Annotated in this window: 14 protein-coding genes; all 14 read right to left on the bottom strand. The window is 71.1% G+C overall.

Annotated elements, in window-relative coordinates:
- The 14 genes from rfbG to BLQ03_RS06315 all read right to left on the bottom strand — a co-directional run bounded on the left by rfbG (nt 1) and on the right by BLQ03_RS06315 (nt 17,865).
- Complete coding sequence (gene rfbG, locus BLQ03_RS06380) at nt 1–1,179, bottom strand: CDP-glucose 4,6-dehydratase (RefSeq protein WP_090753999.1); 1,179 nt, start codon at nt 1,177–1,179, stop codon at nt 1–3.
- Entirely contained in the window at nt 1,176–1,985 is an 810-nt protein-coding gene (rfbF, locus tag BLQ03_RS06375; RefSeq protein ID WP_090753997.1) for a glucose-1-phosphate cytidylyltransferase, read from the bottom strand. Before rfbF ends, rfbG begins: the two co-directional genes overlap by 4 nt.
- The gene (locus BLQ03_RS06370; protein ID WP_090753995.1) at nt 1,982–3,610 is read right to left on the bottom strand and encodes a hypothetical protein; all 1,629 of its coding nucleotides are present in this window, start codon (nt 3,608–3,610) and stop codon (nt 1,982–1,984) included. The genes rfbF and BLQ03_RS06370 overlap by 4 nt, the downstream gene beginning before the upstream one ends.
- Complete coding sequence (locus BLQ03_RS06365) at nt 3,607–4,017, bottom strand: GtrA family protein (RefSeq protein ID WP_090753993.1); 411 nt, start codon at nt 4,015–4,017, stop codon at nt 3,607–3,609. Before BLQ03_RS06365 ends, BLQ03_RS06370 begins: the two co-directional genes overlap by 4 nt.
- On the bottom strand, nt 4,014–5,234 hold the full coding sequence (locus tag BLQ03_RS06360) for a glycosyltransferase family 4 protein (RefSeq protein ID WP_090753991.1): 1,221 nt from the start codon (nt 5,232–5,234) through the stop codon (nt 4,014–4,016). The genes BLQ03_RS06365 and BLQ03_RS06360 overlap by 4 nt, the downstream gene beginning before the upstream one ends.
- Nucleotides 5,231–7,225: a polysaccharide biosynthesis protein gene (locus BLQ03_RS06355; RefSeq protein WP_139166644.1), complete on the bottom strand. Its 1,995-nt coding sequence runs from the start codon at nt 7,223–7,225 to the stop codon at nt 5,231–5,233. Before BLQ03_RS06355 ends, BLQ03_RS06360 begins: the two co-directional genes overlap by 4 nt.
- A 362-nt stretch (nt 7,226–7,587) precedes the next feature.
- Entirely contained in the window at nt 7,588–8,409 is an 822-nt protein-coding gene (locus tag BLQ03_RS06350) for a sulfotransferase family protein (protein WP_090753987.1), read from the bottom strand.
- Complete coding sequence (locus tag BLQ03_RS06345) at nt 8,406–9,575, bottom strand: glycosyltransferase (protein ID WP_090753985.1); 1,170 nt, start codon at nt 9,573–9,575, stop codon at nt 8,406–8,408. The genes BLQ03_RS06350 and BLQ03_RS06345 overlap by 4 nt, the downstream gene beginning before the upstream one ends.
- Nucleotides 9,572–10,849: a polysaccharide biosynthesis/export family protein gene (locus BLQ03_RS06340; protein WP_090753983.1), complete on the bottom strand. Its 1,278-nt coding sequence runs from the start codon at nt 10,847–10,849 to the stop codon at nt 9,572–9,574. The genes BLQ03_RS06345 and BLQ03_RS06340 overlap by 4 nt, the downstream gene beginning before the upstream one ends.
- On the bottom strand, nt 10,842–12,095 hold the full coding sequence (locus BLQ03_RS06335) for an O-antigen ligase family protein (protein WP_090753981.1): 1,254 nt from the start codon (nt 12,093–12,095) through the stop codon (nt 10,842–10,844). Before BLQ03_RS06335 ends, BLQ03_RS06340 begins: the two co-directional genes overlap by 8 nt.
- Before the next feature lie 17 nt (nt 12,096–12,112).
- Entirely contained in the window at nt 12,113–13,414 is a 1,302-nt protein-coding gene (locus tag BLQ03_RS06330; protein WP_090753979.1) for a lipopolysaccharide biosynthesis protein, read from the bottom strand.
- A 32-nt stretch (nt 13,415–13,446) separates the two neighbouring features.
- Nucleotides 13,447–14,844: a hypothetical protein gene (locus tag BLQ03_RS06325; protein ID WP_090753978.1), complete on the bottom strand. Its 1,398-nt coding sequence runs from the start codon at nt 14,842–14,844 to the stop codon at nt 13,447–13,449.
- Nucleotides 14,831–16,696: a GumC family protein gene (locus BLQ03_RS06320; RefSeq protein WP_090753976.1), complete on the bottom strand. Its 1,866-nt coding sequence runs from the start codon at nt 16,694–16,696 to the stop codon at nt 14,831–14,833. The genes BLQ03_RS06325 and BLQ03_RS06320 overlap by 14 nt, the downstream gene beginning before the upstream one ends.
- Nucleotides 16,693–17,865, bottom strand: coding sequence for a glycosyltransferase (locus BLQ03_RS06315; protein ID WP_175558777.1), 1,173 nt, complete (start codon nt 17,863–17,865; stop codon nt 16,693–16,695). Before BLQ03_RS06315 ends, BLQ03_RS06320 begins: the two co-directional genes overlap by 4 nt.
- Nucleotides 17,866–18,077: the final 212 nt, after the last annotated feature.

Here is an 18,077-nt window from a genome sequence, read left to right as displayed (position 1 = left end):
TCATCCCCTCTGAATGGCAAGTTGGCTGGTCGGCAATGCAGGGCGGGCCAGGGCTGCGGGCATGGGCCGCAGGCGGGCCGCGTAATCGGCGATCTGGCCCAGTGACAGGCGCAGCATGTCGGCGCCCGCGGCCTGGGCGCGGTACCAGGCCGCGGTCAGCCCCAGCGCCTCGCGCAGGGACAGGCGCGGCTGCCAGCCCAGACGCTGACGCGCCTTGGTGCTGTCGAGCCGCAGGATGCCGGCCTCGTGGGGCGCGTTCGGCGGCGGGTCGGCGCGGAAGCGGGGGCCGTCCTCGCCCCAGGCCTCGGCCAGCATCGCGCAAAGGGTGCCGACCGGGACCGCCGCCTCGCTGTCGGGGCCGAAGTTCCAGGCACCCGCGACCTCGGTCCCGCGCCCTTCCAGCATGGCCGCGCCGATGGTCAGGTAGCCCGCCAGCGGTTCCAGCACATGCTGCCAGGGGCGCAGGCTCGCGGGGTTGCGGATCACCGTTTCCCGCCCTTCGAGGGTCGCCCGCACGATGTCGGGGATCAGCCGGAAGGGCGACCAGTCGCCGCCCCCGATGACATTGCCCGCGCGCACGGTCGCGAGCTGCGGCCCGGCGGGGTCGGCGAAGAAGGACTGCCGGTAGGCCTCGGCCACCAGTTCCGTGCAGGCCTTGGACGCCGAATAGGGATCGCGCCCGCCCAGCCGGTCGGTTTCGCGGTAGCCCCAGTCCCATTCGCGGTTGTCGTAGCATTTGTCCGAGGTGACGACGATCACGCCGCTCAGGCTGTCGCGGTGGGCGCGCGCGATCTCCAGCACGTTGGCGGTGCCCACGACATTGGTGGCGAAGGTCTCGGCCGGGCGGTCGTAGCCGTCGCGCACGATCGCCTGGGCCGCCATGTGGATGATGAGGTCGGGCCTGAAGCCCGCCACCGCACGCGCAAGGTCCAGGGGCGCGTTGATGTCGGCAAAGCGGCTGTCGCAGAGCGTGTCGATCCGCGCCAGGTGGTACAGCGCGGGCTGGGTGTCGGGGGGCAGCGCGACCGCGCGCGTCTCGGCCCCCAGCTGGTCCAGCCACATCGCGAGCCACCCGCCCTTGAAGCCGGTCTGTCCGGTCAGCAGCACCCGGCGACCCAGAAAGGACTCGCCGAAGGGACCCTCGGGGCCGAAGCCGGTGTCGTGGCGCGCGCCGTTCATATCGCCAGCGCCAGATGCTCGCGCCGCCGGGTCTTTTCATCGAAGCACAGCCAGGGCGGCGTGTCCTCCATGCAAAGCTCGTTCAGCGTGTTGCGGTCGCGCACCGTGTCCATCGGGTGCCAGAAGCCGAAGTGGCGATAGGCCATCAGCTCGCCGTCCTGCGTGAGCTGAGCCAGGGGCGTCTGCTCCAGGGGCTCCATCTCGTCCACGAGATAGTCGAAGACGGCGGGCTCGAAGACGAAGAAACCGCCGTTGATCCAGGTGTCATAGCGGCGGACCTTCTCGGTGAAGGCCTGAACGCGGTCGCCGACCAGCTCGATGTTGCCGAAGCGGGCGGGGGGCTGGACGGCGGTCACGGTGGCCAGCTTGCCGTGGCTGCGGTGGAACTCCAGCAGGGCGCCGATGTCCACGTTGCCCAGGCCGTCCGAGTAGGTGACCATGAAGGTCTCGTCCCCGATCCAGTCGCGCAGCCGCGCGATCCGGCCGCTGGTCATGGTATGGGCGCCCGTGTCCACGACCGAAACGGTCCAGCCGCCCTTGCTGATGGGCGACAGCCGCACTTCGCCGGTGTCCACCGAGACGCTGATGTCATTGGCGATCAGGTGGTAGTTGGCGAAGAACTGCTTGAGCATCATCGCCTTGTAGCCGGCGGCCACGATGAAGTCGGTGTGGCCGAAGTGGCAGTAGATATCCATCACGCGGGCGATGATGGGGCGGCCGCCGACCTCGACCATGGGCTTGGGGATGGCCACGGTTTCCTCGGCCAGTCGAGAGCCGAGGCCGCCCGCGAGCAGGATCGTCTTCATGGAGTGCCTCCTGGGTTGTCCTGGGTTGAGCCGGCGGGAAGCCAGAGCGTTCCGGTCCCGTATCGGTCTTGAATTTCGGGGATGGCCCGGGGCCGGTAGCCATGGGCGCGGGCATAGTCTTCCAGCGGGGCTTCCAGCGCGGGATCGAAGCCCGTGAGGATGGCCACCGGCGGCCGGGTCCCGAACAGCCGGGCAAGGTCCTCGGGCCCGGCCATGACGTAGGAGGCGCGCAGCGCGGGGTCGATGTGGCCCGCCACGCGCCAGGCGAAGGGGCCGGTGGCGAACTCGGGATAGATCGGCAGTCCGGCCTGCAGCGGATAAAGGGGCGACAGCGTGGCGACCGGACCGGCGGCAAGCCCGTCGGGGGCGGCAAGCCGGGCCAGCGCCTCGGCCCCGTGGCTCAGGCGCGCGGGCGTCAGGAGGTCGGGGTGGCGCAGGTCGGCCAGCCCCGTGGCAAGGCGCGGCAGCGCGACCGCCCCCATCAGGACTGCGGCGGCGGGCAGGGCACGCAGCAGGACGGTGCGCGGCGCGGGCGGCAGGGCGCGGATCGCCAGCGCCGCCAGCACCGGCAGTCCGGCCAGTGGCTGGATGAAGTACTGGGGGAAGGCGGGCGTCGGGACAAAGGCCAGCGCCGCCGCCGTCCCCATCGCGGCAGCGACCACGCCCGCCGCCTGCGCGGCCCGCGCGGCATCATCGTCGCGCCCCGAAGACTGCGACCACATCGTCCAGGCCATCGCCGCGACGAACAGCCCCAGGATCGCGCCCCCTGCCAGCCAGACCCCTTGGGCCAGCTGAACCTTTCCGGGCAACCCCATGGCCAGCCCCGGCTCGGAGGCCGCATTGGCCTGCCAGTAGGCGACATGGGGGCCGGAGTGATAGCGCAGGATGTGGTCGAAGAAGGTGGGCTCGGTCAGCGCCAGCCAGATCAGCGGCAGCGCGCCGACAAGGCCCCCCAGTGCCACGGGCAGTGCCGTCAGCCGCGCGCGCCGGGCCAGCGGAACCCCGCGCGGCAGCAGGAAACAGGCCGCCACGACCGCGGGCACGAAGGCGATGGCGCTGGCCTTCATCCCGGCCGCAACGGACAGCGACAGCCCGGCCGCGAAGTAGAGGCCGAAGGGCGAGCGCCCGCTGAGATGCGCCATGGTGAAAAGCGCCAGCCCCAGCAGAATGAAGGGCAGCGGCAGCAGGTTGTTGGTCGCGGCCATGCCGGCCTGCGACAGCAGCGTCTCGCTGCCCAGGGGGATCGCCGCCGCAAACAGGCCTGCGCGCACCGAGCCCGCGATCCGCCAGCCTGCCCAGAAACCCCCGCCCATCAGCAGGATCCAGGCCACAAAGACCGTCAGCCGCGCCGAGGTCAGCAGGTCCAGCCCCGGCAGCGCCAGGTGGACGGCGCGGAAGGCCCAGGCCGAATAGGGCACGTGGTTGTAGAACTGTCCCGAATACAGCGGCCAGTCGCTCAGGGTGGCGGCGGGCGGGACGAACATCCATTCGTCGCGGCGCAGGTCGAAGCCCATGATGCGCCCGTAAAGCGCGGCCCCCAGCAACAGCAGGCCCCCGATGGCCAGGGCGGCAAGAGCCGCCTGGCGGGACAGGCTGCGGGGGGCGGGCAGGTCGGTGACGCTCATGGCCTGCCTCCGGCGGTGTGAAAGCCCATGACGCGGCCGATCAGCCCCCAGGACAGAAGCACCGTCGCAGGCAGGATCAGCGCCTGCGCCGCCAGCGCGCCCGTGCCCGCCGCCAGCAGCGTCCGCAGGGCCAGCGCGTTCAGCACCCAGATCAGCAGATAGGCGCCCACATAGGCGGGCAGGCGGCCCCAGCCCCGGACGGCGAAGACCAGCCGCGCGTGCAGGCGATAGTTCCACAAGGCGCCCAGCAGGAACTGCAGCGCCAGCGCGGCCTGCGCAGGCAACCCGGCCAGCACGCCCGCCGCATAGACGCCGTAGCCGAACGCGGTGTTCAGCACGCCCACGGCGAGAAAGCGCAGGAAGGCCGCGCGCGCATCCGGGCGAAGGGGCAGGGCCGCCGAGATCATGCCGCGGCTTCCCGTTCCAGCGCCGGGCTGGCGCCCTCGGCCTCGAGGCCCGTGGCGGTCAGGATCATCCGGTTGATCAGATCGACGTCATGGCGCGCGCAGACCTGCCGCCGCGCCTCGGCCCCCATGCGCCGGGCCAGCGAGAGGTCCTCGGCGAAGGCCCGCATGGCGCGGGCCAGCGCGGGCACGTCGCCGGTCGGCACCACGAGGCCCGACTGTCCGTCCGCCACCGTCTCGCGGCAGCCGGGCGCGTCGGTGGTGATGACGGGGCGGCCGCAGGCCATGGCCTCCAGGATGGTGCGCGGAACGCCCTCGCGCAGACGGGTGGGCAGGACGACGACATGGGCGCGGTGCAGGTGCGGGATCACGTCGCGCGTCTCGCCCAGCACCACCGCCTCGCCCGAGGCCTGCCAGCGTGCCAGCAGTTCGGGCGCGATGGCGTCGGGGTTGCTGTCGGTCGGACCCAACAGTTCCAGCCGCACGGGCAGTCCCTCCGCGCGCAGGAGGCGGGCGGCGGCCAGGGCGTCCTCGACCCCCTTGCTGCGCAGCATCCGCCCCACGAACAGGAAGACCGGCGGTCCCGGCGGCAGGGGCGCGGGCGCGAAGCGCGCCGTATCGACGCCCGAGCCGGGGATCTCGACCAGCCGCGCGGCCTTCGGGATCATCCGGTGGCGGCGGATGTCGTCGCGGTCGGCGTCGTTGTAGCAGAAGGCAAGCTTCACCCCGCCTGTCGCCAGCCGGTGCAGCGCGACCGAGATGTCGCGCACCATGCGCCGCTTGCCACGCGGGTGCGGGTCGGAAAAGGCATAGCCCAGACCCGTGAACAGGGGATGACAGGCGGGCACCCCGGCCAGCCGCGCGGCCATGGCGCCATAGACGATGGGCTTCATGGTGTAGGGGATCACCACATCCGGCCGCTCGCGCCGCATCAGCCGGCGCAGGGCTTCCATCGTCGCCATGTCGGCCAGCGGATTGATCCCGGTGCGCTGCATCGGCACCGTGGCGGTGCGGATGCCCAGGGCTTCCAGCCTGCCCCGGACCTCTCCGTCCAGGTCGGGCGCGACAGCGGTGACATGGTGGCCGTTCGCCAGCATCCGCCGCATGAGGTCCAGCCGGAAGTTGACCAGCGACCAGCCCAGCGAGCCGATGAGCATCACCCGGCGCGGCGGCACGCCTGCCCCCGGATGACCGCCGAACGGAGGAACCATGCGGTTCATGCGACCCTCGGCTGCTGATCGGGCTCGGTGCCGCCCGTGCAGTAGCCGGGCACGAGATCGGCCAGAAGCCGGCGCACCGCGTCCTCGTCGCCCGCCCGGGCGGCGCGCTCCAATTGCACCATCGCCCCCCGCAGGCGCGAGATCGGGACCGGCTTCGGCACCGCGCAGTTGACACCTGCGAAGCCCGCGGGGCGGACGACCTCGTTGCGGTCGAACAGCTCCTCGAACAGCTTCTCGCCGGGGCGGATGCCGACGAACTCGATGCGGATGTCGCGGCCCGGCTCCTTGCCGGCCATGCGGATCATGCGCTCGGCCAGGTCGACGATGCGGACCGGCTTGCCCATGTCCAGGACGAAGATCCGCCCGTTCTCGTTCGGGCTGCGCAGCCCCTGGGCGGCCGCGACCAGCGTGAGCTCCACCGCCTCGCGGATGGTCATGAAATACCGCTCCATCCGCGGGTCGGTGACGGTCAGGGGGCCGCCGCGGGCGATCTGTTCCTGGAACAGCGGCACCAGAGAGCCCGACGAGCCCAGAACGTTGCCGAAGCGCACGGCGAAGAAGCGCGTTTCCCAGCCGATCTCGCGGGTGATGAGATCCTGCGCCTGGGCGTAGAACTCGGCCACGCGCTTGGTCGCGCCCATGACATTGGTGGTGTTGACCGCCTTGTCGGTGGACACCTGCACCATCGCCAGCGCCCCCACGTCGCGGGCGGCATCCGACACGTTGCGCGCGCCGATGACATTGGTCAGCACGCCCTCGGCCGGGTTCTGTTCCACCAGGGGGACGTGCTTCAGGGCGGCGGCGTTGAAGACCAGTTCCGGCCGGTGGCGCCGGAACAGCGCCAGCAGCTTTTCCCGGTCGCGCACGCAGCAGATATGCAGGTGGCGCGGGACATCGGGGAAGTGGCGGGCCAGCGAACGGTCGATCTGGTAGGCGTTGAACTCGGAGTTCTCGATCAGCACGATCTCGGCCGGGCGCAGCGAGGCGATCTGGCGCACCATCTCGCTGCCGATGGAGCCGCCCGCGCCCGTCACCAGCACCCGCCGGCCCTGGTAGGTCAGGGCCAGAAGCTGGCGTTCCACACGCGCCTGCGGGCGGGTCAGCACGTCCTCGGGGTCGATGTCGCGCAGGGCGCTGCCGCCGCCGGGCGGGATACAGCCCCCCTCGGGGTCGGTCAGGTCGGGCAGCGAGCGCACGCGGATGCCCCGGCCTTCCGCCCATTTCATCAGCACGGCCATGCCGTCGCGGTCGAAATGCGTGACCGGTCCGGTCAGGAAGATCTGCCGGGGCAGGCGGTTGGCGGCGGCCAGCCGCGCCAGCACGGGGCCGGGATCGCGCACGGCCCCCAAGATTGGCACGCTGTGGAACAGAAGGCTGGCGCTGGTGCTCGAGCTGTCGATGATCCCGATCACGTCATAGCGCGCGGGTCCTTGGCGGATCGCCCGCAGGAACAGGTCGGCCGAGGCGTCCGTGCCCACCAGAAGCACCGGTTCCCGCGGGGCGTCGGCCGTGTCGCGGCTGTCGAGGCGCAGGATCTCGCGGTGACGGGCGACCAGGCGCGCGCCGCCCAGCAGCGGCATCAGGGCCAGGAACAGGATCGGCCAGGTCGTCAGCGGCGCCTCGGGGACGAGATTGACGGTGTTCTCGATCCAGAGGGCGATGAGCAGCGCGGTGGCGGTTCCCGGCACGAGGATCGGCAGGTCCGGCAGCGAGGACGAGCGCGCATGGCGCCGGTAGAAGCCGAAGCAGGTGAAGACGGGCATGCCCACCAGCAGCACCAGCGCCGCCAGCCGCGGCAGGGCGGCCAGCTCGGCCATGCCGAAATGGGGGCCCGCCGACAACAGGAGGGCCGTCCCGCAGGCCACCACGATGCCCCCCGCATCGGCAAGGACGAGCTTGTTGTTGGCCTGCAATTGCGCCTTGAGGCTGGCAGCCTGGGCGCGGATGGCCCCGTTCAAACCCTCGCCCGTATTACCGACATCTGCGTGCATGATGTGCAGTCCCGCCTGAGTGAAGCAGGGCCGTTCGGAAGCGACCCCTGCTGGCAGTCTTGCGCCGGCAGCCGCGCATCGCCCCATGTGAATGAAGGGGGACCGTAAAGAGTTAAGACATGTTAATGATTATTAACGGAAAGACATTCTCTGCCATTTGCAATGCCGCCGCGCGCGGATTCAAATCAGACTTCTGATTGCGCTAAATAACAACCATGGGTCGTAATGAAGGGGACATTACTCTCTTGTCCTCAAATCATTAGCCCATTTGGGCCGTTGCCGCGATTCGGGACGGGAAGGCCAGCAAGATGTGCGCCCTCGCTTCCGAGGGCGTCAGGCAAGTTGCGGAAAGGCTGCGGAACTCAGGCGCGGCTGCCCCATGCCGCGGGATCGATGCCTGTCAGAACGGCCAGTCGGGCGATCTGCGGCTTGTAGAAATCGGCGATCTCGCTGCGCAGGACGGGGTCCAGCGGGGGATAGCGATAGGGACGGGCCACCATGCCGCGCAGGGCGCGCAACGGTGCAGTGCCGCGGATCGGGTCCAGCACCGGCCGCAGGGGCGCCAGCAGCCGCCGCAGCGGGCGCGGAACGGCCGCGGCGCGGGCATCCTTGACCCGCTCGGTGAGCGGCGGAGCCAGGGCGCCCGAATGGCCCACATGCGCCGCCAGCAGGCGCAGCTGGCGTTCCGGGGCGCGGCGGACATCCTCGTACAACAGGACCAGGATCGGTTCCGCCCCGAAAAGCGCGATGAAGCGTTCCAGGTGGTCGGCATAGCAGCCATCTGCCAAGAAGCGGCCCTGCGCCGCGCGGTCGGGGTCGAGGTGGCGGGCCACGTCACCGTCCACCTCGCCGCGCCGGAACAGCATGCAATAGTCGGAATAGGCCCGCGCCACCGGGTCGCGCAGCTGGAAGACCAGCCGCACGCCGGGCAGGTGGCGGTGGATGCGGCCCGCCGCCTCGGGCATTGTCAGGTACGAGTTGGACTTCTCGCCCGTCAGCGCGCCCGGCGGCGCATCCGCGAAATGACGCAGGTAGGAGGGAAAGCCCGCCTCGTAGGTGCGGGAAAAGAAATGCAGCTCGGGGTCGGGCATCCAGATGTCCGGCGAGGCCTGCAGCGACTGCTGAAGCCAGGTCGTCGCGGATTTCGCGGCGCCTGCGATGATGAAATCGGGTCCTCGTGTCATGTCCGTCCCAGAACCTCGTCGTAAAGCGCCTGCACGCGGCGCAGGTGCTCGGCCGTGCTGTAGCGGTCGAGACCCGTGCGGGCGGCGGCGGTGATGTGATCGGTCAGTCCCGGCTCGTCCAGCAGGCGGGCGAGCGGGGCAGTGAAGGCGGCAGGATCGTCGGGATCGACCAGGAAGCCGTTCCGCCCGTCCTCGATCGCCTCGGGGTTGCCGCCGTGGCGGGTGGCGATCACGGGGGTGCCCAGGTGCATCGCCTCGATCAGGGTGCGGCCGAAGGGCTCGCCCCGCGCCGTCACCAGCAGGGCGAAGACGCCCGCAAGCGCGGGTTCGACCGGCGAGACATGGCCCATCAGGTGGATGCGGTCGGCGATCCCCAGCGACAGGGCCAGGGCGCGCAGTTCCTGCTCGACCGGGTCGCCGTCGCGCTCGGGGCGGCCGAAGATCGCGCCGTGGATGTCCCGGCGCGGCAGGGCGCTGCGGATCGCGGCAATGGCGCGGATGAAATGGTCGGGCCGCTTGCGCTCGTTCAGCGCGCCGAAATAGCCCAGCACCACCGCGCCGGGCGCGGCGCCGATGCGGGCGCGCAGCGCCTGGGCACAGGCGGCGCGGTCGGGCTGGTCGGCGGGCGTGTCGAAGGGGCTGCGGATCACGCGCAGCCGGTCCCCCAGCGGCCGGATCGGACGTGCGGGACGCGAGAAGTCCGAGACCGTCACCACCCGGTGCGCCAGAAGCGGCGCCACCCGGTTCACGCCCGCGGCCCCGGGGTCGCCGCGGTGGTGCCAGATCAGCCGGCAGCCGGCCAGTCGCGCGGGCAGGGCCCAGGTCAGGTGCATCCGCCCGTCGTTGGTATGGACGATGTCGATCTTCCAGCGCCGCAGCAGGCGGGCAAGGCGTGGCACGCCTGTCAGTAGGTAGCCCGGCGCCGAGGCGTCCCCGGGCCTGCGGCTATAGCGCGGCGCGATGATCCCGGGCCGATCGACGCGGATCGGGTCCAGCCCGTTCTGAGTGGCGAAGCGCGCGACCTTGCCGCCCTCGCCATGCACCAGCACGACCGGCTCGAAGCGGCGGCGGTCCAGCCCGGCGGCCAGCCGCAGCGCCGACTGGTGGCTGCCGCCCACCAGATCGCCCCCCGCGAAGGGGAACAGCACGCGCACCGCTGCCGTCATCGCGCCGCCAGGGCAGGGCTGGCCGCCGCGACCTGTCCCACGGCGGCAGGGGGCGGAGCCGCCGCGACCGGCCGGGCAGAGGCATCGACAGCACCGGGCAGGGCGATCTCGAGCACGTCGCCGGGTTCGAGCGCCATGTCCGGCGTGGCCTCGATCCGCTCGGGCGTGCCGTCCGTGATGCGGGTGACGACGAAAACGGGCTGCTCGGCCGCGCCCGGCTCGGGCGCGAGCTCGCCTGCCAGCATGGCCTGGGTCAGCAGCCGGTCGGCCGTGCCAAGGCGGATCGCGGTGGCGGCCATCTCGTCTTCCAGCTCGGCCAGCTTCTGCAGGTTGGCGCTGCGGGCATCGTCGATGATGGCGGCGCGGTCGCGCTCGGCCTCGTTCAGCTGTTGCTCGGCCATCAGCAGGGTCGCCTCGAGGTCCAGGCGCTTGGCCTCCATGTCGTTGATCGCCGTGGTCAGGGCGGTGACCCGGGCGTTCACGGCCAGGCCCTTTTCCTTCAGCTCGGCGATGCCTTCCAGGTCGCGGCGGTTGTCGGCCAGCTGCTGGTCGCGCAGGACAATCTGCTGGCGCAGCTTGTCGGCCTTGTCGCGCAGCAGCTGCTGCAGGCTGTCAAGGCTGGCCGCCTGCGCATTGCGCGCCACCCGGTCGGCCGCCTGCAGCCGGCTGCGCAGGTCGGCGTCGGCCGGCAGCTCTGTATCCTGCTGCGGCTCGGGGCTTTCCAGTTCGGCCAGCTCGGCCTCGATGGCGGCGCGCTCGGCCCCGTGCTGGCGCAGCTCCTCGGCCGCCAGCCGCGCGTCGCCCGCGATGCGCGCCATCAGCATCGGGTCGGCCGAGGACAGGTTGCGGTAAACCCCGCCCGCCAGCGCCAGCGCCTGCCGGGCGGTCAGGCCGGGGCGGAAGGCGACCGCGCCCTGGCTCTGGGCTGCGCCCAGGACGTAGACGGGCAGGCTTTCGACCAGCTCGACCGTGACATGGGGCGGGCGGTCCAGGCCGGCGTTGCGTCCCAGGGCCATGGCCAGCTGCTCCTGCAGGCCGGTCATGGTCTGCCCCTCGGCGGGCAGGACGCCCGCCAGTGGGAATTGCAGCGTTCCGTCCGAGGCCAGAAGGTATTCGCCCGACACGCCCGCCCATTCGGCCAGGCCGTTGGTGTCGGGGTCCCAGGCCACGACCCGCACCAGAAGCCGGTCCTGCGCGTGCAGGCGGTAGGGTTCGGCGAAGGCGGGGGCGGCGCCCAGGGCCAACAGCAGGGCGGAAAGGACGAGGTCACGCATGGACTGCACTCCGGCTCGGGCGCGGTGCGCGGGCCTGCGGCAGGGCGCAGGACAGCGACAGGGCAAGGATCAGGGGGACGTTCCAGAACCGCGCGTAGAAATGGGGAAAGGTGTTCAGCATCAGGGCGAAGATCAGCAGGATCGTCAGCGTCGTGGCCGCGATCCCGCGGTAACGGCGGAAAGGCAGGTGCGACAGCGGCGCGGGCAGCCCGGCCAGCATCAGCGCCACCAGCCCGCACAGCGACAGCAGCCCGCCTTCGTTGAGAAGCAGCAGATAGGTGTTGTGGACGGGCGCGTCGAAGACGCTGATGTTGCGGAACTGCTCGGCCCCCATGCCGATCAGCAGGCGGTCGTCGGCCAGGCGGAAGGCTTCCTGGATCAGCAGCATGCGGTCGGCGAAGGTGCCGGACAGGGCCGGGTCGGCCGCCGCGATCCCTTCCAGCACGCGGCTGCGGAAGACGTCGGGCACCAGCGCCGGAAAGGCGAAGCCCAAGGCGAGGATCGACCCCGCCACGACCAGCACGAACAGCGTCAGCCTGCCCGAGGGCGCAAAGACCATGATCATGCCCACGCCCAGGGCCGCGCACATCAGCCCGGTGTTCGATCCGGTCAGCATGATCCCGTAGGCCAGGATCGGCAGCGCGACCAGCAGCTCCCACAGCCGGGCGAAGCCGGCCTGCCAGAGGCCCAGCAGGAACACGACCGCCACCGCCCCCAGGGCCGCGCATTCATTTTCCCGCTCGACCAGCGAGCGCATGCGGTTGTTGTAGGACACGAAGCGCAGGGGCGGGTCGGGGACGAAGTGGATCATCCACATGCCGAACAGCATGACCACGACGATGGACAGCACCAGCACCCGCGCCAGCGCCACCGTCTCGTCCAGGCTGCGCCCGGCGACGACCAGAGGCACCAGCAGCAGCGAGAAGGCATACTGGGCCATCACCTTGCCCAGCTCCACCCCCGCCGCATGGGCGATCGAGCCCAGCATCAGCCCGGTCCCCAGCATCAGGAACCCTGCGATCCACAGGCCCGTGGCGCCGCCGAAGGGACGCCGGGGCAGGGCGCCCTGCCACAGCATCACCACCAGCGCCACGACCACCGCGACGTCCGAGGCGGTGATATAGACGGCATCAAGCCGGAAGTGGTTCATCGGCGACAGGAACACCGCCAGCATCGCCAGGTGAAAGCCGGGGGAATGTGCCGAGGCCAGCGCGCCCATGTGCGGGGCGGGCATCAGGGAGGTCATGCGGGCGCCCCTTGCGGTCATGTGGCGGCCTGCCCCTGGATGGGCTGCGGGCGGGAGGCCGACAGGGCCAGCGCCAGGCAGGCCACCAGCCACAGCGCATTGCCGACAAGCTGCATGGCCGCCGCGCCCTCGGCCCCCCAGATCCGGGCGGCCGGGATCAGCGCGGCAAAGAAGAAGGCGGTCGTGGCCCCGGTCAGCACCGTCATTGCCTGATCGCGCCCCAGCACCATCAGCGCGGGCCCGCTGGTCAGGCCCGCCATGTACAGCGCCATCGCCGCCGCCATGATGTTGACGCAGGCGGAGGCGCCCGCGAAGCCGGGGCCGAAGGCCAGCGGCAGCAGCCGGTCCATCTGCATCGCGACGGGTACCAAAATCACCAGCAGCGCCGCGCTGAGCCCCAGCGAGGACCAGACCAGCAGGCGCCGCAGCCGCGCCCGGTCGCCCCGCGCCACCAGCCGTGCGAATTCAGGGAATGTCACCTGCCCAAGCGGCCGGCCCAGCCGCAAGGCCGCTTCTCCGATCCGGCGGGCAAGCTGGTAGTGCCCCAAGGCCGCGGCGGGCAGGACGCCCGCCAGCAGCACGATGTCGAAGCGCTGGCGCAACTGGCGCAGGGTGACGTTCGCGTTGCTGTTGACGAAAAGGCGCAGCAGGCCCGGGTTCTCGGCCGCGATCCGGCGGGGCGAGGCCGGGCGCAGGCGGTGCCCGCGCTGGCGCATCTGGGGCAGGGTGAACAGGATCGGCAGCAGCCCGTCCGCGACGGTCCAGGCGACGAACACCAGCACAAAGGCGAAAAGTTCACCTCCTGCCGCCCAGACCACGGCCACCAGCGCCACCCTGAGAAGGGCAATGCCCATGTCGATCCGTGCCAGCAGGTCGAAGCGGTCGTAAAGCCGCAGCACGCCCGTGGCGGTCGGCCGCGCGGCCAGCAGCGCGGCGGTCGCCCCCAGGGCCAGCAGCGCCGCCCCGCCACCCACCGCGCCCATCCAATGCGCGGCAAGGCCCGCAAGGGCCACCCCCGCCACCGCCGCCACCAGCCCCAGCGCCAGATCCGTCACCAGCGACAGCCAGACCAGCCGCTCGAAGCGCTCGTGGTCGCCGGCTTCCAGCGCCTCGGCGCCATGCTTGATCACCACCTGCCAAGGCTCTGGGTGCAGCAGGCGGGCGATGCTGCGGGAATAGGCCTCGACCACGGCCAGCACGCCAAGACCCGCAGGGCCGAGGGCACGCGCCGTCAGCGCCAGCGACACCAGCCCCAGGACCGCGATCACCGCCTGGGACGAGCCGACCCAGGCCAGGTTGTGCAGCAGCCTGCGGCGCATTCCGGCCGTGGAAGGGGAAGCCGCCCGCGCGCTCATCGGTCGCCCGCAAGTTCGGCAAGCCAGGCCTCGACCGCCGGGATCCCGTCGCCGTCGGGATCGGCCCAGGGGTCGTCGGGCCGGGCAGGACGCAGACCGGGGTGGCTCTGCTCGAAGGCGTCGGGCAGCAGGTCGCCGTCGCGGTCGGGCGGCGGCGCGGCCGAGGCGATGGCGGGCCAGCCGCCGGCCTGGTCGGGCTGGTCGATGACCTGCCCTTCGCAGCGCGCGAGATCGTTCAGGATGCGGCGGTCCAGCGCGTCGCGGTGCCCCCCGCCGGGCAGCACGTCGCCCACCCGTGCGGGCAGGGTGCGTTCAAGCGTGTTTGCCGCCACGGGTCTCATCGTCATGGGCGGGGGCAGGGGCGCGCGATGCACCAGCGCCGGTCCGTCCAGGATCGGGATCGCGCGACGGGGGCCGCAGTCCTTCTGGCGGAAGGCGAGGTTGCCTTCCTCCCAGACCGAGATCGGGTTGCCGCCGATCCGGGCGATCACCTCGACCGCCGTGCCCGCACGGGGCGTGGTGGACCGGCCCGTCAGCGCGAGGTTGCCGACATAGGCGATCCGCGTCTCGCCCAGCAGATCGTAGAATTCGCCGAACTGGCTGATGGGGTCGTAGAAGATGTTGTTGATGATCTCGACCGGCCCGATCGCCGTCGCCTTGACGTCCGGGTTGCGGTCGCGGTGATGGGCGAACAGGTTGCGGATCAGGCTGATGCGGCCGCAGCGGGGGTTGCGCCCCTCGTCCGAACAGATCAGCGCGCCCTTGGAATGCGCCCCCTCGGGATGGTTCGCCCGGTCGAGGCTGTAGGCCAGGATGCTGTCGGCCAGGGTGATGTCGCTGGCGGTGGCGCCCGAGACATGGATGTTGAAGGTCTCGTCGCTGGCAAAGGCCATGGAGAGGTTGCCCGCATAGACACGGCGGGCGTTTTCCACCGTCAGCGCGTCGATGTTGGCGCTGGTCCTGCCCCCGGTGCCGGGGCGCAGCTTGAGGAAGCGGATCACCACGTCCGTCGCGTCCTTGACGACCAGCGGCCCGTGGTCCGACCGGCCCAGCCGCAGCTGGATGCCGCCCCCCGGTGCGGTCTGGCCCGCGACGTAGACGTTCGAGCGGACCATGATCGGCCGGCTCAGCATGATCGTGCCCGCCACGCGGAAGATGCAGACGCGGGGGCCGGTGGCCTCGGCGCAGGCGCGCAAGGAGCCCGCGCCGCTGTCCGCCAGCGAGGTGACGGCGATCAGCCGCCCGCCGCGCCAGCCGCCGGCCTCGGCGCCATGGCCGACGGCGCCCGGGAAGGCGGGCCTGGCCGTGACGGTGCCGGGCAGCAGAGCAAGCGCCGCTGCGCAGGCAAGGGCCAGGGGACGCAGCCGATGCCTGCGCCAGCTACGCGTATTCATAGCCTGCGCCGTGGTTGTGCTGACGATAGCGGCGCGGCTCGATGTCGTTGACCACGGTGCCGCCCACGACGATGCCCGCGCGTTCGAGCTTCTGGATGGTGGCCTGCAGCGCGCCTTCGGTCGTCTGGCCTGCGCGGACGACCACCAGCGCCTCGTCGGCGATGGTGCCGAAGCGCACGGCATCGGCGCTGGACAGCGCGGGCGGCGTGTCCAGCACGACAAGGTCATAGTCTTCGCGCATGTCGGGCACGACGCGGGCCGCGAAGGCCGAGATGAGGCGGCTGGTCCAGCTTGTGCCCGCCGGAAAGCTCAGGACGTCCAGCCGCTCGAAGTCTGGGACGGGGCGGACCGCCTCGCGCCAGGAGGCCGAGCCGTCGGCCAGCGCGGCCACGGGCAGGCCCTCGGCCTGGACATGCAGGATGTCCGAGGCGCCCGCGTGCCGGCTGTCGAAGTCCAGCAGCAGCACGCGCAGCCCGTCCAGCGCGGCCGAGGCCGCGAAGGCCGAGGCGATGGTGGACTTGCCCTCGTCCTGCGCGGCCGAGGTGACCATGACCAGCTTGGGCGCGTCCGAGTCGCGCCGCTGGCTGGACCAGATCGTGAAGAACGAGCGCAGCGATTCCGAGAAGCCCGAGCGCGGGAACCGCCGCAGGAAGCCGACCGGATCGTGGCGGCGCGCCAGCACCCCCCGGCGGCGGACATGGGGGATCGTCGCCAGGTTGGGCCTGCCGCTGATCTGGGTCGCCTGCGCCCCGTCCTCGACCGTCCGCTTCAGCGCGCCGCGCAGCAGTGCCAGCAGGAAGCCCAGCACCAGCGAGGCCGCCAGCACCACCGCCAGCGTCGTGCCCCGGTTCGGCGCCGCGGGGGCCACCGGGACCTCGGCCTTGGAGATCTGGCGCGCGTCGGCCTGCAGGATGTCCTTGCGCGGCTCGATCTCGTTCAGCCGCTCGATGGCGGTCTGGTAGCGGGTCGACAGCAGGTCGAGGTAGCGTTCCAGCCGGTTCTTGGCCAAGTCGTTGCGGGTCCGTTCGTCCAGCTGGGACCCGAGCGCGGCGATCTGCTCGCGGATCTGCCCGGCCTCGGCGCCCTGGCCCTGCCCGTCGGCTTCCAGGTTCGCCAGGACCGAGGAAAGGTGGTTCAGTTCGCGGCGCAGCTGCACCGGCAGGTCCGCGTCGTCCAGCGCGCTGGTGCGGATTAGCTCGGCCAGCTCAACCTCCTTCTGGGACAGTTCCTCACCCAGGGCGTTGACCTGTCCGCGCAGGTAGGCGACCGAGTTGTCGATGACCTTGGACTGGTCGCGCACCGAGGTTTCCACGAAGTTCCGCACGATGCCGTTGGCCAGCCGGGCCGCCGTCTGGGGGTCCTGCGCCTCGGTCTGGACGGTGATGACGAAGCTCTCGCCCGCCCGGTGCACGCTGTAGGAGGCCAGGAGGTGGTCCACCACCATCCGCTTCCAGGTCTCCTTGTCTGGCGCAGGCTGGTCCTTGGGGCGGGGCAGGAAGGTCTGGTTGTCGAACAGGTCCAGGTTGGTGGCGACGGTCTGGGCGAAGTTGCGCGACCGCAGGACGTCCATCACCGTGGCGATCCGGGCGCTGTTCAGCTCGTAGCTTTCGAACTGGGCGTCGATCTGGCTCAGCCGGACCTCGGCGTTGGTCAGCTCCATCGCGGCCTGGGCGCGGTAGATGTCGGGCTGGACCGACAGGTAGCTTGCCGTCACCCCCAGCGTCGTCGCGCAGATCGCCACGATCATCCAGATGTTGCGGCGCAGAAGGTTGAGGATGTCCTCGGCCCGGAAACCGCCGCCCGGTGGGGCGAACTGGCTCGGGACCGGGCCCTCGCGCATCGGTGCATTCATGCGACGGCCCCTTGCTGGCTGGGTGCGGCGCGACGGACCAGGGCATCGCGGTAGGCGGTTTCATGCAGTTCGACGTAGTGCGGCATCGACATCAGGGCGATCATGCGATCACGCCCGCGACGGCCCAGCTCGGCCCGTTCGGACGGGGACAGCGACAGGATCCGCGCCGCGGCCTCGGCCATCGCCGCGCTGTCGCGCGGGGGGCAGACGGCACCCGCCTCGCCCACCAGCCAGCGGCTGTCGCCCACGTCCGTCACCACCGCCGGCACGCCCGAGGCCACCGCCTCGGCCACCGCCAGCGGCATTGATTCGCCCCAGGCCGAGGACAGGACATAAAGGTCGAACCCCGGCACCAGCGCCGGGATGTCCTGGCGCGGGCCGATGGCGGCCAGCCGGTCGGCAATGCCCTCGGCCGCCGCCTGCCGCGCGGCGGGACCACCGGGCTGGCCTTCGCCGATGACGACGCCGTGGACATCGAGCCCCCTGCGGACCAGCGCGGCAATGCAGCGCGCAAAGGCGGCATGGTCCTTCATCGGGTGGTTGCGGCCGACGCTGCCCACGATCAGCCGCCCCGGCGGGATGCCGGCCAGTGCGGCCAGCCGTGCCCGCGCCTCCGGATCGGGCCCGAACTCGTCGCAGTCGATGGCATTGGGAATCAGCCGGTCGCGCGCGCCCGACAGCCCCTGCGCCCGGTGCTGGTCTCGCGCCACCCTGGAGCAGTAGGTGATCACGTCCGCCCGGCCCGCCAGCCGCCTGAGGGCTGCGAAGACCACCCGGGTCATGCGCTTTTCCCGGCGCGGATCGGCCAGCGAATGATGCATTCCCCACAGAAGCCCGATGTCCCCGCGCCGTGCCGCCAGCAGCGCCAGCGTGCCGACAAGGCAGCCGTGATACATCCAGCAGTGCAGCACCTGGGGGTCATGCTCGCGGATCAGCCGCGCCAGCCGCATCACGCCCGCGGGCAGTCCCGCCGCGCCTGCGACGTTCAGGGTCCGCACCGGAACCCCCAGCGCCGCGATCTCGGCCGCCAGTGCCCCCGGAGGCATCATCGACACGACCACGTGCCCTGCCCGGGCATCCCCCAGCGCGCGCAGATAGCGCAGCAGCATCATCTCGGCCCCGCCAAGCGCCGTTCCCGTGATGACATGCATGACCCGGGCTTCGGACATCGGCAGTTCTCCGTGAGGCCTAGAAACAGAGTCGTGCCTGCACATTACGCTGTTGCGGTGTTTCGCCAAATACAATTCTTGAAATTATGCATATCTCTGATCCATGATGATTTGCATGGATGTTCAATCCCTCGAGGGTCAAAGGAAGCCAATCTGTCGGGAATTAAATCCTGAGTTGAACTTCCCTCTTTAGGGAATCTTGGCAATTGAAT

Origin of the sequence: Paracoccus chinensis, from assembly GCF_900102885.1 — a bacterium.
Lineage (GTDB): Bacteria > Pseudomonadota > Alphaproteobacteria > Rhodobacterales > Rhodobacteraceae > Paracoccus > Paracoccus chinensis.
This window is presented reverse-complemented; position numbering and strand designations above follow the sequence as displayed.

Coding starts and splice junctions, on each gene's coding strand:
- rfbG (WP_090753999.1), bottom strand. CDS start 1,179: ATGAACGGCGCGCGCCACGACACCGGCTTCGGCCCCGAGGGTCCCTTC.
- rfbF (WP_090753997.1), bottom strand. CDS start 1,985: ATGAAGACGATCCTGCTCGCGGGCGGCCTCGGCTCTCGACTGGCCGAG.
- BLQ03_RS06370 (WP_090753995.1), bottom strand. CDS start 3,610: ATGAGCGTCACCGACCTGCCCGCCCCCCGCAGCCTGTCCCGCCAGGCG.
- BLQ03_RS06365 (WP_090753993.1), bottom strand. CDS start 4,017: ATGATCTCGGCGGCCCTGCCCCTTCGCCCGGATGCGCGCGCGGCCTTC.
- BLQ03_RS06360 (WP_090753991.1), bottom strand. CDS start 5,234: ATGAACCGCATGGTTCCTCCGTTCGGCGGTCATCCGGGGGCAGGCGTG.
- BLQ03_RS06355 (WP_139166644.1), bottom strand. CDS start 7,225: ATGCACGCAGATGTCGGTAATACGGGCGAGGGTTTGAACGGGGCCATC.
- BLQ03_RS06350 (WP_090753987.1), bottom strand. CDS start 8,409: ATGACACGAGGACCCGATTTCATCATCGCAGGCGCCGCGAAATCCGCG.
- BLQ03_RS06345 (WP_090753985.1), bottom strand. CDS start 9,575: ATGACGGCAGCGGTGCGCGTGCTGTTCCCCTTCGCGGGGGGCGATCTG.
- BLQ03_RS06340 (WP_090753983.1), bottom strand. CDS start 10,849: ATGCGTGACCTCGTCCTTTCCGCCCTGCTGTTGGCCCTGGGCGCCGCC.
- BLQ03_RS06335 (WP_090753981.1), bottom strand. CDS start 12,095: ATGACCTCCCTGATGCCCGCCCCGCACATGGGCGCGCTGGCCTCGGCA.
- BLQ03_RS06330 (WP_090753979.1), bottom strand. CDS start 13,414: ATGCGCCGCAGGCTGCTGCACAACCTGGCCTGGGTCGGCTCGTCCCAG.
- BLQ03_RS06325 (WP_090753978.1), bottom strand. CDS start 14,844: ATGAATACGCGTAGCTGGCGCAGGCATCGGCTGCGTCCCCTGGCCCTT.
- BLQ03_RS06320 (WP_090753976.1), bottom strand. CDS start 16,696: ATGAATGCACCGATGCGCGAGGGCCCGGTCCCGAGCCAGTTCGCCCCA.
- BLQ03_RS06315 (WP_175558777.1), bottom strand. CDS start 17,865: ATGTCCGAAGCCCGGGTCATGCATGTCATCACGGGAACGGCGCTTGGC.